At 53.7% G+C, this 12183-nt stretch carries 19 protein-coding genes; 17 read left to right on the forward strand and 2 right to left on the reverse strand.

The window, feature by feature from the left end:
• Together OC597_RS26345 and lysC are read left to right on the forward strand one after the other, a co-directional pair.
• The coding region (locus tag OC597_RS26345; protein WP_510181751.1) for a DUF2570 family protein at window positions 1-217 on the forward strand (217 nt) is incomplete at its 5' end.
• Window positions 120-377 (forward strand): Rz1-like lysis system protein LysC, encoded by a 258-nt coding sequence (gene lysC / locus OC597_RS26720; RefSeq protein ID WP_510181752.1) that lies wholly within the window; start codon window positions 120-122, stop codon window positions 375-377. The genes OC597_RS26345 and lysC, both read left to right, overlap by 98 nt.
• Window positions 378-403: 26 nt before the next feature.
• Here the strand turns inward: lysC and OC597_RS26350 are convergent, their stop codons facing one another.
• Both OC597_RS26350 and OC597_RS26355 read right to left on the reverse strand, forming a co-directional pair.
• Entirely contained in the window at window positions 404-655 is a 252-nt protein-coding gene (locus OC597_RS26350; RefSeq protein ID WP_410071729.1) for a DUF6953 family protein, read from the reverse strand.
• A gap of 32 nt (window positions 656-687) precedes the next feature.
• Window positions 688-909 (reverse strand): DUF2158 domain-containing protein, encoded by a 222-nt coding sequence (locus OC597_RS26355; protein ID WP_262211131.1) that lies wholly within the window; start codon window positions 907-909, stop codon window positions 688-690.
• 125 nt (window positions 910-1034) lie between these two features.
• Here OC597_RS26355 and OC597_RS26360 point away from each other — a divergent pair, with 125 nt between their 5' ends.
• The 15 genes from OC597_RS26360 to OC597_RS26430 form a co-directional block, all read left to right on the forward strand.
• Window positions 1035-1385 (forward strand): HNH endonuclease, encoded by a 351-nt coding sequence (locus OC597_RS26360; protein ID WP_262211132.1) that lies wholly within the window; start codon window positions 1035-1037, stop codon window positions 1383-1385.
• Window positions 1386-1717: 332 nt separating this feature from the next.
• On the forward strand, window positions 1718-2215 hold the full coding sequence (locus OC597_RS26365) for a phage terminase small subunit P27 family (protein ID WP_262211133.1): 498 nt from the start codon (window positions 1718-1720) through the stop codon (window positions 2213-2215).
• Window positions 2216-2218: 3 nt separating this feature from the next.
• Window positions 2219-3970, forward strand: a complete 1752-nt coding sequence (locus OC597_RS26370; RefSeq protein ID WP_262211134.1) for a terminase large subunit — start codon at window positions 2219-2221, stop codon at window positions 3968-3970.
• A 13-nt stretch (window positions 3971-3983) separates the two neighbouring features.
• Window positions 3984-4178 carry a hypothetical protein gene (locus OC597_RS26375; protein ID WP_261159320.1) on the forward strand — a complete coding sequence of 65 codons (195 nt, stop codon included), beginning with the start codon at window positions 3984-3986 and terminating at the stop codon, window positions 4176-4178.
• A complete protein-coding gene (locus OC597_RS26380; RefSeq protein ID WP_262211135.1) occupies window positions 4178-5407 on the forward strand; it encodes a phage portal protein in 1230 nt (409 codons plus the stop codon). The genes OC597_RS26375 and OC597_RS26380 overlap by 1 nt, the downstream gene beginning before the upstream one ends.
• Complete coding sequence (locus OC597_RS26385; protein WP_262211136.1) at window positions 5394-6047, forward strand: HK97 family phage prohead protease; 654 nt, start codon at window positions 5394-5396, stop codon at window positions 6045-6047. The genes OC597_RS26380 and OC597_RS26385 overlap by 14 nt, the downstream gene beginning before the upstream one ends.
• A 17-nt stretch (window positions 6048-6064) precedes the next feature.
• A complete protein-coding gene (locus tag OC597_RS26390; RefSeq protein WP_262211137.1) occupies window positions 6065-7282 on the forward strand; it encodes a phage major capsid protein in 1218 nt (405 codons plus the stop codon).
• Between the two features lie 41 nt (window positions 7283-7323).
• Window positions 7324-7638 carry a head-tail connector protein gene (locus OC597_RS26395; protein WP_261159316.1) on the forward strand — a complete coding sequence of 105 codons (315 nt, stop codon included), beginning with the start codon at window positions 7324-7326 and terminating at the stop codon, window positions 7636-7638.
• The gene (locus tag OC597_RS26400) at window positions 7635-7964 is read left to right on the forward strand and encodes a phage head closure protein (protein WP_261159315.1); all 330 of its coding nucleotides are present in this window, start codon (window positions 7635-7637) and stop codon (window positions 7962-7964) included. Before OC597_RS26395 ends, OC597_RS26400 begins: the two co-directional genes overlap by 4 nt.
• Window positions 7951-8340, forward strand: coding sequence for a hypothetical protein (locus OC597_RS26405; protein WP_262211138.1), 390 nt, complete (start codon window positions 7951-7953; stop codon window positions 8338-8340). Before OC597_RS26400 ends, OC597_RS26405 begins: the two co-directional genes overlap by 14 nt.
• On the forward strand, window positions 8337-8729 hold the full coding sequence (locus OC597_RS26410; protein ID WP_262211139.1) for an HK97-gp10 family putative phage morphogenesis protein: 393 nt from the start codon (window positions 8337-8339) through the stop codon (window positions 8727-8729). Before OC597_RS26405 ends, OC597_RS26410 begins: the two co-directional genes overlap by 4 nt.
• Window positions 8730-8763: 34 nt before the next feature.
• Window positions 8764-9219 carry a phage tail protein gene (locus tag OC597_RS26415; protein WP_262211140.1) on the forward strand — a complete coding sequence of 152 codons (456 nt, stop codon included), beginning with the start codon at window positions 8764-8766 and terminating at the stop codon, window positions 9217-9219.
• Between the two features lie 5 nt (window positions 9220-9224).
• Window positions 9225-9479, forward strand: coding sequence for an immunoglobulin domain-containing protein (locus OC597_RS26420; protein ID WP_262211141.1), 255 nt, complete (start codon window positions 9225-9227; stop codon window positions 9477-9479).
• A 9-nt stretch (window positions 9480-9488) separates the two neighbouring features.
• Window positions 9489-9854 (forward strand): phage tail protein, encoded by a 366-nt coding sequence (locus OC597_RS26425; RefSeq protein WP_262211142.1) that lies wholly within the window; start codon window positions 9489-9491, stop codon window positions 9852-9854.
• 231 nt (window positions 9855-10085) lie between these two features.
• A partial coding sequence (locus tag OC597_RS26430; protein ID WP_262211143.1) for a phage tail tape measure protein occupies window positions 10086-12183 on the forward strand: 2098 nt, incomplete at its 3' end.

A 12183-nucleotide genomic window follows, 5' to 3' on the forward strand; every position in this document is an offset into this window, starting at 1 on the left:
TCTGCAAACACAGGATGCTCAGAACCGTGCACTGATGGCCGCCCAGCAACAGCAAGAACAGCAGTTGCGCCAACAGGCTGACATCTATCAAAGGAAATACCGAGATGCGATCAAAAACGATGAGTGCGCCCGTCGCACTGCTCCTGGTGCTGTGCTTAACCTCATGCGCCAGCCCAGCGGTACAACCACCTGCGCCGATCATCCTGTTACCCCCTGAGTCAGTATTCAAGCGATGCGAGCAGCCAACGCTGCAGGGTGACACCTGGGGTGATATCGGCAGCTATACGTTGCAACTTCAAACAGCTTTATCAATCTGCGCCGGCCAGGTGGCCATGCTGAACCAATGGCGCCTATCTCTGGCTGGAAAAAGGAAATGAAAAGGCGGCTGCTGCCGCCTATATTACTAGCCTCTGGCTTCTCTACCTTCTTCGTCCTCAAGGACTCGATAGCGCCAGTATCTATCCGGCTTAACCCAAACAACATTTTCACCGCTATCCACTCGGAATTTGTTCAACAATTTAGTGGATAAGGCCTGATTGCCGTCGGCATTCTCTTTAAGGTGAATTTCATTGTCCATTTTAATTAAATGGTCAACTACGTCTTGTTGGTATAAACATCCATCTTGTTGGAGCCTATTCATCATCCAAGACGTAATGTCGTTAAGAGAAAACTTTGGCGTGTTTGGGTTTACGGCTTTGGGTCGGTTAAAGTTAATGTCTCTTCCTCAAACCTCCCACTTTCAAGTTTTTTACCGGCGAACCACTGACATTTATAAACCCCAGTAAACCTATCTGCGTGATTGAAAATAGCCTCTGAAATAGTCATGCTCGGCCCCCCTGTGACCAGGTAAACGATATTACCTTTCTTATAAATAGGTTTTGCAGGCTGATTGTTTTTAGTGGTCATCATTAGTCTCCTTATGATTTAAATATTATTTTTCATAGGTAAAGCATATTTCTGGTATTCAACTGCGGTGAATTTCCAATGGTATCTGTAAATAGCGAAATATCCAGACATATTAAATAGAGAAAAATATGCCAGCCAGAATCCCCCGTACATGCCGTAAGCATGGGTGCAGCAAGACGACAACCGACCGCTCTGGTTACTGCCCTGACCACCAGAACACGGGCTGGGAGAATCACCAGCAGGGTAAGAGCAGGCACCAGCGCGGTTACGGCAATGACTGGACAATCAGACGGGAACGTATCCTGACGCGTGATAATCACCTATGCCAGGAATGCTTGCGCAACGGCCGCGCTGTAGCGGCCACCACGGTTGACCACATCAAGGCGAAAGCACATGGGGGTACCGATGATGATTCGAACCTCGAAGGCCTGTGCTGGCCATGTCACCGCCGCAAGACGGCAACGGAGAGACTGCGATGAGTTACCAACGTTGCACATTCTGTGGATCACAGCGGCATACGCGCGCTAACTGTCCCAGCACCTATAGCGGCTCAGCTCGGCGTGCAAACCTCAGCTGTGGTTACTGTGGCGGCTCTGGGCACACCTCAAGCGCATGCCCGCACAATGCCAGCAGCGCGCGGCGGCGACAGGTCAACGACGATTTCTACCTCGATTGAACCAGGGGGAGGGGGGATCAAATCCCTACCCCTCTCGCGCTAAAGTACCGCCGCCTTACCTCTTTTCACACCGCCGCAGGTTAGCAAACCTTTTTTTGGGTGCCCCCATGCGGTCATTAATAGGAGTTTTCGATTATGCCTGGACCACCGAAAACCCCGACACACCTGACTTTAGTGAAGGGGAACCCATCCAAACGGGCGATCAACAAAAACGAACCAAAACCGCCGTCTGGGGTACCCCCAACGCCGAAGCATTTTGATAAGCAGGGCAAGTATTGGTTTAAGCGTATTGGCGAGGAGCTCGATGCCGTTGGCGTGATGACCACGCTGGATGCCAAGGCGCTCGAATTGTTGATCGAGGCCTATGTTGAGTACCGGCACCACTGCGACACGCTCGATCGTGAGGGCTACACCTACGCGGTGTACAGCGAGGACGATCCCGACGAAGGTAAAGAGCGGGAAATCAGAATGATTAAGCCGCACCCCGCTGCCGTGATGAAGGCTGACGCCTGGAAGAGAATTCGCGCCATGCTGTCAGAGTTTGGCATGACCCCTTCAAGCCGTTCTAAGGTCGGCGCCAAAGGCCCGGCTGAGGTTGACCCACTGGAAGAATTCCTTAAAAAGCGCAAATGATGAATGGCAACCGTTGCAGATGGATTCCGCTACGCCGAGCGCGTGGTATCTGGCGAAATAGTTGCTGGCGAACTGGTGCGCCTGGCGTGCCGGCGGTTTCTTCATGATATAGAGCACGGCCCTGAGCGCGGTGTTTACTTCCATGAAGGCCGCGCACAGCACATTCTCGATTTTTATAACTTTGTTCCCCATGTGAAGGGGCACCTGACCGGCAAGCCGATCGAGCTGATGGATTGGCACATTTTTATTCTGATAAACCTTTTCGGGTTTGTTATTCCACTTATCGATGAAATGACCTCGAAAATTGTCCTGGATGATGACGGAGATCCTGTTTATGTGCGCCGGTTCCGTACCGCCTATGACGAGGTAGCGCGTAAGAACGCCAAGTCAACCCTTTCCTCTGGCATTGGTCTCTATATGACTGGCGCTGACGGTGAGGGCGGTGCGGAGGTTTACTCCGCTGCGACAACGCGCGATCAGGCCCGTATCGTATTTGATGATGCCAAACGAATGATCAAGCTGGCTGCGAAAACGTTAGGGCGGCTGTTCGGCAGTAACAAGTTGAACATTCACCAGGAACGCACCGGCTCTAAATTTGAGCCGGTGGCCAGTGAAGCGAACAATCTGGACGGCTTGAACATTCACTGTGGGATCGTTGATGAGCTGCACGCCCATAAAACCCGCGATGTTTGGGATGTGCTGGAAACGGCGACCGGTGCCCGACTGCAGTCACTGATTTTCGCTATCACTACAGCAGGATTTAACAAAGAAGGCATTTGTTACGAGCAGCGGGATTACGCGATTAAGGTGTTGCAGAACTTCGATAACCCGGACCCGCTATCCATCAAGGATGACAGCTATTTTGCTCTGATTTACACCCTCGATAAGGATGATGATCCCTTTGATGAGGCCAACTGGCCGAAAGCGAACCCCGGTCTTGGCGTCTGCAAGCGCTGGGATGACATGCGCCGCCTGGCTAAAAAGGCGAAAGAGCAGGTATCCGCGCGCGTTAACTTCTTCACCAAGCATCTCAATATCTGGGTGCAGGGTGAGCAGGCATGGATGGATATGGCTCGCTGGGAAAAATGCCGTGACGCATGGGAAAGTTCGGATTCAGCGAGCTGGCCAATGTGGCTTGGTGTTGACCTGGCCAACAAAATCGACATTTCAGCCGCGGTTAAGGTCTGGCTTGCGCCAAACGGCGACATCTATACCAAATCACGCTTTTGGATCCCAGAAGGCCGCCTGGAGGCCTGTTCCAGGCAGCAGGCCGAGCTGTATAAAAAGTGGAATGAGGCGGGTTATCTGGAGTTTACCGACGGGGATGTTGTTGATCATGCGTTAATCAAAGAGGAAACCTTGGCCTGGGCTGGTGGTGATTCGATGAATGAACTGGCATATGACCCGTGGAGCGCAACTCAATTTGGCTTGTCAGTGGCTGCTGAAGGTGCCCCGGTCGTAGAGGTGGCACAGACAGTGAAAAATCTCTCTGAGGCCATGAAGGAATCCGAGGCGAAAGTGTACGCAGGCCGCCTGCACCATGACGGCAACCCGGTTATGACATGGATGATGTCAAACATCACTGTCAAACCGGATAAAAATGAAAATATCTTCCCCAATAAATCCACGCCAGAAAACAAGATCGACGGTCCAGTAGCAATGTTTATTGCGATGAGCCGGTTGCTTGTTAACGGCGGGGAAACGACGGATAGCCTATCTACGCATATCGAAACTTACGGTTTGCGCTCACTTTAACGGAGATCCCCCCATGCGGGCTTTACATTTTATCACTGCATTGTCGGTGCTGGTGGGCGTGGCTGGCGCACTGTTACTGACATACGGCGTTTGGCTTGTTTACTCCCCGGCGGGATTTGTTGTCGCCGGTTTGCTGTGCCTGCTGTGGTCATGGCTGGTATCCAAAATGATGGGACACAACCCGATAAAACCGGATAAGGGGGACTGATGTTTTTTCCCGGAATGTTTCAAAAGTCGGGGGGAAAGCCGGTCACCTCGCAAGATATTGCAGAAATGGTCGGACTGTCCTACGACACATACTCCGGCAGGCGGATTAGTCCACAACTTTCGATGCAACTTACCTCGGTATTTAGCTGCGTTCGGGTATTGGCTGAATCTGTGGGTATGTTGCCCTGTGGTCTTTTTGAGCAGCTTGAACGAGGAAACCGACGTGCAGTAAAAGAACGGCTGAACAAACTGCTGTCGGTCAAACCCAATGGGTACATGACCCCGCAGGAGTTCTGGGAGCTGCTTGTGGGGTGTCTGTGCCTGCGCGGCAATTTCTACGCCTATAAAGTCAAGGCATTGGGAGAGGTGGTAGAGCTGTTGCCGCTCGACCCCGGCAGCGTGATCCCTAAGTTGGGCTCCAACTGGGACCCGGAATACCACGTCACCTTTCCGGATGGGACCAGCGACATCCTGACGCAGGATGATATCTGGCATGTTCGTATTTTCACGCTGGATGGGTTGAATGGCGTCAGCCCTATCGCGTATGCCCGCCAGGCAATCGGCCTGGGGATGGCAACGGAGGAGCACGGCGCCCGCCTGTTTGGTAATGGTGCCGTCACCAGTGGCGTTCTGCAGACCGATAATGCGCTTTCCGATGATGCGTTCAATCGTCTGAAGAATGACTTTGAGGCCCGTCACCAGGGGCTGGCCAATGCCCACAAGCCTATGATTCTAGAGATGGGCCTAAAGTGGAACTCAATCAGCCTCAGCGCGGAAGATGCTCAGTTTCTGGAAACCCGAAAGTTTCAGTTGGAAGAGATTTGCCGCATTTTCCGGGTACCGATGCACATGGTGCAAAACACCGACAGGGCAACCTTCAACAATATCGAAAATTTGGGGATTGGGTTTATCAACTACTCCCTGGTTCCTTACCTCACCCGAATAGAACAGCGCATCAATGTTGGTCTGGTCAAACCGTCTGCGCAGGGAAAGTTTTACGCCAAGTTTAACGCCGGCGCGTTACTGCGCGGAGACATGAAATCGCGGTTCGAGGCTTACGCCACGGGTATCAACTGGGGAATTTACTCACCGAATGAGTGCCGTGATCTGGAAGAGCTTAACCCGAGAGAGGGCGGCGATACCTACCTGACCCCGATGAACATGACCACCAAGCCGACGGCCGGTGACAAGAAAAAACCAACCGAGGAAAGCAATAATGCCGATGACTAAGCAGCGGCTGGATATTCCATTGAAAATCAAGTCTGTCAGTGAGTCTGGCGAGTTTGAAGGCTATGGCTCGGTTTTCGGTGTGAAAGACAGTTATGACGATATCGTGGTGCCCGGTGCGTTCAGCAACTCACTGGCTCAATGGAAAGAAAAGGGCGCCTGGCCTGCCATGCTATGGCAACACAAGATGGATGAGCCGATCGGTGTCTATGCCGAAATGCAGGAAGATGATGTTGGTTTATACATCAAAGGTCGGTTGCTCATCGATGATGACCCTCTCGCCAAACGCGCTCATGCCCACATGAAGGCCGGTTCTATAACCGGCCTTTCTATTGGGTACATGCTGAAGGATTGGGAATACGACAGGGCAAAAGAGGCCTGGATGCTCAAAGAGCTGGACCTCTGGGAGGTCAGCCTCGTGACGTTCCCCGCCAACGACGAGGCCCGCATCAGTGATGTGAAATCCGCGTTTGCCCGTGGGGAAACCCCGTCACCGAAAAGTATTGAAAGAGTCCTGCGCGACGTTGGGCTTTCTCGCTCTCAGGCCAAAGCATTTATGGCTGAGGGGTATGGCGCGTTATCCCAGCGTGATGCTGGCGATATTGATGCAGCTATTAACATATTGAAATCTATAAAATTCTGAATCTGGAGAAACACACTATGGCAGTTGATATTAAAGACGTTGAACAGGTCGCGCAGGAGCTTAAGGGTAACTTTGACGAGTTCACCAAAAAGAACGATAAGCGGCTGGACGCGATCGAAGCGGAAAAGGGCAAGCTGTCCGAAACCGTGGAAACCCTTAACGGCAAATTGTCCGAGCTGGATAACCTCAAATCCCAGTTGGAAGAAGAACTGGCGGCTTCCAAGCGTCCTGGCGGCGGTAAAGGCTCAAAAGCGGTAACCGAACACAAAACTGCGTTTGTCCAGTTTGTGCGCAAGGGTAAGGATGATGGACTGGCCGAGCTGGAGCAGAAAGCCATGCAGACCACCACCGATCCGGATGGGGGTTACGCTGTGCCGGAAGAGCTGGATCGCAACATCATCAGTGCGCTGAAAGATGAAGTGGTCATGCGCTCGGAATGTACCGTTATTGCCATGGGGACCCCAAACTATAAAAAGTTGGTGAACCAGGGCGGCACTAACAGCGGCTGGGTGGGTGAAACGGATGAGCGTCCGGAAACCAAAACCTCCAAGCTGGCGACGATTGAACCCGTTTGGGGGGAGATCTACGGCAACCCGATGGCAACGCAAACCATGCTGGACGATGCGTTTTTCGATGTTGAGAACTTCATCGTTTCCGAGCTGACGCAGGAATTCGCCGAGCAGGAAGAAATTGCTTTCACCAACGGTGACGGCAGCAAAAAACCGAAAGGCTTGTTGGCTTACGGCAGCGATATCAAGGACGACAAAGAGCGCGACTGGGGCAAACTGCAGCACTTGCTGGCCGCCAAGCCGGATGCCATTACCGCCGATGAAATTGTTAAGTTGGTGTATTCCCTGCGCAAGCCTTACCGCAGCGGCGCCCGCTGGATGATGAATAACAGCACGCTGTTCACGGTCCGTACGTTGAAAGACAGCCAGGGCAATTATCTGTGGCAACCCGGGTTGCAACTTGGCCAGCCATCCTCCCTGTTGAGCTACGGCATTGCCGAAAATGAGCAGTTCCCGGACATCGCCGGTGACGGTACGCCGATCGGTTTCGGCAACTTCAAACGCTGCTTCACCATTTTGGATCGTATCGGTGTGCGTATGCTGCGTGACCCGTACACCAAAAAACCGTTTGTGGGGTTCTATACCACTAAACGTGTGGGTTCGATGCTGGTGGACAGCAACGCAGTGAAACTGCTCAAGATGGGGGCGGCCCCAGCGGGTAAATAAGGCAACCAGGCGGCTCCGGCCGCCTTTTTTATGAGGTCAGTATGACGCCATCACTTGATGAGCTGCGCTTTCAGTGCCGGATCGACAGCGATGCAGAGGATGGGCTGTTGACCATCTATGTGGATGCGGCAAAAGACCTGGCTCAGGAGTTTTTAAACCTGCCGCTGTATGACGAACGCGTACCTGAAAACGTTGATGAAGGCGTGGTTATTGCCGGAAAAGTTAAGCTGGCACTGATGCTGGCGGTCGGGCACTGGTATGCAAACCGGGAAACCACATCAGAGGCAAAATTATATCAGGCGCCTCTGGGGTTCTATGACCTGTTGAAGGGTAAAAGAAAGAGGCCGGGGACATGAGAGCAGGGAAACTTGGCAGCCGTATCACGCTTCGTCGTCCGATCGTTGTTCGGGATGAACGCACTGGCAGTGAAGTGAAATCCACTGAGGATGTAGCCACGGTGTGGGCTGATGCAGAGCCGATATCTAACCGAAAAATCCGCACCGGGGATCAGGGACAGGTGGTGGAAACCATGTTGTTCACTTTGCGCCCACGGCAGGATGTGCAAACCGATTGGCAAATCGAATGGAAGGGGAGAGTGTTCACCGTTCGCGCCCCAGACCGCTCGCAGTCCGATCGGTTACTGATTACAGCGGAGGCTGATACCCGCCATGATCGAGTATGAAATCAAAGCGGCGCTAGAAGTGTTAACCAGCTTGCCGGCTTATCCGCTATTGCTGCCCGATCCAGAACAGGAAGGGGTGACTTATCAGAAAATCACTGACCCTAAATTTGATACCGGACTGGCCAGCACCGCGCTGGTGCAGGGCCGTTTTCAGATTTCGCTGTATGTGATCGACGATTACGCCCGCCTGATTGAACTGGATAAGGCTATCTGTACAACCTGGGAAGGTATTCAGCACGGGCATATTGGCCGCTGGCCGGTTCAGACGGTAACACGCGGCACGATGTTGCAAGGTGCAACCACGCTGACCAACAACAGCACCCAATACCGCCTGGTGCGCGATTACATCATCTGCTACCCGGAGGACGCCGTATGATCGGAATTAACATCACCGGTATGGATGAATTGGCGCGTCAGTTGGAAGCATTGGGTCGGGATGTCTCCACCAAAATACTGCGGGATGCTGGCCGCGCCGCCCTGGTCCCGGTGTTGGAGGATATGCAGCAGCACGCAGGGTATGACGATACAGCCCCCGGCCCGCACATGCGAGACAGCATTACTATCCGCTCGACCACCCGAGGCCGTGCGCAGGTCACCTTGCGTGTTGGTCCAAGCAAGGCGAACCAGATGAAGGCGCTGGCACAGGAATTCGGCACGGTGAAACAAGTTGCCGATCCGTTCATCCGGCCCGCCCTGGATTACAACAAAACCCAAGTGTTACGCATCCTGGCGGCAGAAATCCGCTACGGCATCGAAAACCGGTAGCGACCGCTGCCACAATCATTAAGAGAGATAAATTATGGCTGATAAAACCTCGCCAGAATACGCCATGCTTCCGGCTGGCACTGTTGTGAAATGGGGTGCGGTCGGCGCTGCTGCCGCTACCATGAAGGCGCTGACTAACTGTAAGGCTGTCGGTGAGATGGGGCAGACCGGCAGTTTTGTTGATTGCACCACCCTGATCGATACCTCCAAACAGTTTATTTCTGACCTGCCTGAAGGGGCTGAAAAATCCATTGGATTTATTGATGATCCGTCCAATGAAGATTTTGCAGCATTCCTTACCGCAGCAGACAACCGCGAAACCGTGCAGTTCTATGTTGAACTGCCGAATGGCCGTACCTCCACCTCTATCTTGTCGTTGTCTGGCTGGAAGATGAATGAGATCACCGCGCCAGCGAGCGAGGTCATTCAGATCACCGTGCAAGGCAAGCAGAACAACAACACCTGGGGAGCCGTGGCCCCAAAGGTGTGATCAGCGTGACTACCCAGCCAAAAAACGCTGATTTGGCGGTCGGGGGCAATTTGTCCCTGACTGTTGCGGCTACCTCCAGTAACGGCAAACCCGTTAAATTCCAATGGCAGAAGAATGGCACCAACATCAGCGGCGCCACCGCTGCCACCTATACCAAAAACTCTGTGGTGGCGGCTGATGCCGGTACGTACCGCGTAGTGCTGTCCGCTGAACGTGCTGACACCCTAAACAGCGCTGCAGCCACAGTAACCGTTAAGTAAGGAACACCGATGACCGAGAAATACGATCTGAAGGCGCTCAAGGCAGCACTGCTGAAATCTGACGACCACGTGCTTGAAGTGCCGATGTTTGCCGCTAAAACCTTTATCCGCCGCCTGAAAGCATCCGAGCTGCAGGATAATGAAGATGGCATGAAAGACGCCATCGAGGCCGGAGATATGAATAAGGCCGCCCGCCTCAACGTTGAGTTACTGCTGTCCTGTTTTATGACGCCGGACGGTACGCGCATTCCGCGGAGTGCGTTGCCCAGCGTGGATGAGCTGTTGAAGGCCCACGATAACCCAACATTGGTTGAGGCGATCAGTACCGTCAAACGTCATGCTGTCGGCACGCTGGAAGACGCGGAAAAAAACTGACTGACTCACCCTGGCTGATGCTTATTTTTCAGTTGGCCGATCGCTGGGGTGAGTCAGACCCTCGTAAAATCGCCGCGTTACCGGCGCAAGTTCTGAATCACTGGCGGGCATACTTCAAACTGCAGGGCATTACTGCCGACACTGTGGAGGATGCCCCTGTTCATCAACCCGCTCAGCCTGTGCAAAGTACCCTTGATGCGCAGTGTGCTGACGTTATGCGAGTGCTTGGGAATGGCTGATGTAGCATCGTTGGCGGTCGGGTTGTACCTGAATGACGCCAATTTTAGAAACAAGCTGGTGGCTGCTTACCGTACCGCTGGCGATCAATCCGGTAAATTTAACCGTCAAGCCCAGCAGGACGCGAAAAAAACCGATGAGGCTTATCAGCGTGTCGGCCAAACGGTCAGCAGCCTGAAAGGGACGCTGGCGGGTTTGGCTGGCGTTGCTGGCCTGGGGTTCTCGCTGGGAAGCATTATTACCACCACCCGGCAGTATGGTCAGGCACTGTCTGACCTTTCCGCGATCACCGGTGCTACCGGTGCGCAGCTGAAACAATTCGATGAAGCCGCGCAGCAGATGGGGCGCACCACCGAGTACAGTGCCAGCCAGGCGGCGGAAGCGTTAAAGCTGATGGCCAGTGCCAAGCCGGAACTGCTGAAAACGGCGGACGGGCTGACTACTGCGACCAACAGTGCGCTGATTTTGGCACAGGCGGCGGGTACCACGTTGCCGGATGCGACAAAGACGTTGGCCCTTTCGCTTAACCAGTTTGGTGCCAGCGCCAGCCAGGCTGACCGCTACATTAACGTTTTGGCCGCCGGGGCTAAGTATGGTTCGTCTGAAATTGCCGATACAGCAGCCGCGATAAAGAATGGCGGTGTGGCAGCGGCGCAGGCCGGGATCGGCTTTGAGCAGTTGAACGCAGCGATCCAGGTATTGGCAGAGCGTGAAATTAAAGGGGGTGAGGCAGGCACCGGGTTGCGTAACGTTATCCTCAACCTTGAAAAAGGCACGGATAAAACGCTCAAACCTTCCGTTGTGGGGCTAAGCACCGCGCTGGAAAACCTGTCGAAGAAGAACCTCTCCACGGCGCAGGCGGTCAAGCTGTTTGGCCTGGAGAATATTAACGCCGCGTCGATTCTGGTGAGTAACCGCAGCAAGCTGGATGACCTGACAAAGTCCCTGACCGGTACCCAGACAGCGCACGAACAGGCCGCGACGCGCGTCAACAACCTGAACGGCGATCTGATGGGGCTGACCAGTGCTTTTGAAGGGTTGATCATCAAAGTCGGGCAAGCCAGCGGCGGCCCATTGCGTACCGGCGTACAGAGTGTGACCGAGGCTATTAACGGCCTGGCGGATAACTTCAACATGGTGGCCAGCGTGGCGTTGTATACGCTGATCCCGGTGATGTCCACCAAGCTAACCGCCGGTATCCGTGAAAGCATCGGGGCATGGCGCGATCAGCAGGCCGCTGTTAAATCTGCTGCGCTGGATCAGGCCCGTATGGCACAGAAGACGATTGACAGTGCCAGCGCCACCTTGCTGCAAAACAACGCCGAATTCGGCCGCGTTCGTGCGATGGAAAAAACGGCCAAGCAATACGGCCTGAACGTCAGTTATACCGCTGATTATAACCGGTTGATCCGGGAAGAAACCGAGGCGACGCGCGCGGCCACGGTTGGCAAGAATCAACTGGATGCGGCAAATAAACGCCTGTCAGTATCAGCCCGCGCAGCCTCGGTGGCTACCGGGCTTGCCCGTGGCGCGTTGGGGTTGATTGGAGGGCCTTTCGGGGCAGCGATGCTGGCCGGTTCTGCAATACTGTATTTCCATGAGCAGAACAAACTGGCTCGACAGTCTGCCTTGAACCTTAAAGATGCCGTTCAGGAAACAACACAGGCGCTTGTGGCGATGTCGTCAAAGCAGCTGGATGTGAAAGCGCTCGATTTGGATGATCAGTACAAAAACCAGGTTACCCAGGTTAACCAGCTGAAAAAGGAAATCATTGACGCAGACAGTCGGCTGAGTAGCCTCAAAGGATTTGACCCTTTCGGGCAAGCGCAAGGTATTGAAGGCAATCGTAAACGAGCGGTTGCAGATTTGGAGAATGCTCAGGCAGGGCTCGTAACGCTGACTGACTCTATGGGCCGAGTTAAAGCCGCTCAGGACTACGTTAAATCTGGGTTCAGCGAGATGATGCTGAGTGGTATTGCTGACGCTAATGTGGTTAACAATGCCATTGCGAGAGTGGGCGCTGCAGGTTTGTCGGCTGAAAGCCCTTGGGGTGGTGAAGACCCGGCCAAGGCAGACAAAAAAGGCCAGCAGG

The organism is Serratia proteamaculans (assembly GCF_946227095.1).
Lineage (GTDB): Bacteria > Pseudomonadota > Gammaproteobacteria > Enterobacterales > Enterobacteriaceae > Serratia > Serratia proteamaculans_E.

Excerpts from the sequence above, each read along its gene's own strand:
- OC597_RS26415 (WP_262211140.1), top strand. The coding sequence starts at position 8,764 with ATGGCTGATAAAACCTCGCCAGAATACGCCATGCTTCCGGCTGGCACT.
- OC597_RS26390 (WP_262211137.1), top strand. The coding sequence starts at position 6,065 with ATGGCAGTTGATATTAAAGACGTTGAACAGGTCGCGCAGGAGCTTAAG.
- OC597_RS26395 (WP_261159316.1), top strand. The coding sequence starts at position 7,324 with ATGACGCCATCACTTGATGAGCTGCGCTTTCAGTGCCGGATCGACAGC.
- OC597_RS26405 (WP_262211138.1), top strand. The coding sequence starts at position 7,951 with ATGATCGAGTATGAAATCAAAGCGGCGCTAGAAGTGTTAACCAGCTTG.
- OC597_RS26380 (WP_262211135.1), top strand. The coding sequence starts at position 4,178 with ATGTTTTTTCCCGGAATGTTTCAAAAGTCGGGGGGAAAGCCGGTCACC.
- OC597_RS26425 (WP_262211142.1), top strand. The coding sequence starts at position 9,489 with ATGACCGAGAAATACGATCTGAAGGCGCTCAAGGCAGCACTGCTGAAA.
- OC597_RS26400 (WP_261159315.1), top strand. The coding sequence starts at position 7,635 with ATGAGAGCAGGGAAACTTGGCAGCCGTATCACGCTTCGTCGTCCGATC.
- OC597_RS26365 (WP_262211133.1), top strand. The coding sequence starts at position 1,718 with ATGCCTGGACCACCGAAAACCCCGACACACCTGACTTTAGTGAAGGGG.
- OC597_RS26355 (WP_262211131.1), bottom strand. The coding sequence starts at position 909 with ATGATGACCACTAAAAACAATCAGCCTGCAAAACCTATTTATAAGAAA.
- OC597_RS26360 (WP_262211132.1), top strand. The coding sequence starts at position 1,035 with ATGCCAGCCAGAATCCCCCGTACATGCCGTAAGCATGGGTGCAGCAAG.
- lysC (WP_510181752.1), top strand. The coding sequence starts at position 120 with ATGAGTGCGCCCGTCGCACTGCTCCTGGTGCTGTGCTTAACCTCATGC.
- OC597_RS26385 (WP_262211136.1), top strand. The coding sequence starts at position 5,394 with ATGCCGATGACTAAGCAGCGGCTGGATATTCCATTGAAAATCAAGTCT.
- OC597_RS26410 (WP_262211139.1), top strand. The coding sequence starts at position 8,337 with ATGATCGGAATTAACATCACCGGTATGGATGAATTGGCGCGTCAGTTG.
- OC597_RS26370 (WP_262211134.1), top strand. The coding sequence starts at position 2,219 with ATGGCAACCGTTGCAGATGGATTCCGCTACGCCGAGCGCGTGGTATCT.
- OC597_RS26375 (WP_261159320.1), top strand. The coding sequence starts at position 3,984 with ATGCGGGCTTTACATTTTATCACTGCATTGTCGGTGCTGGTGGGCGTG.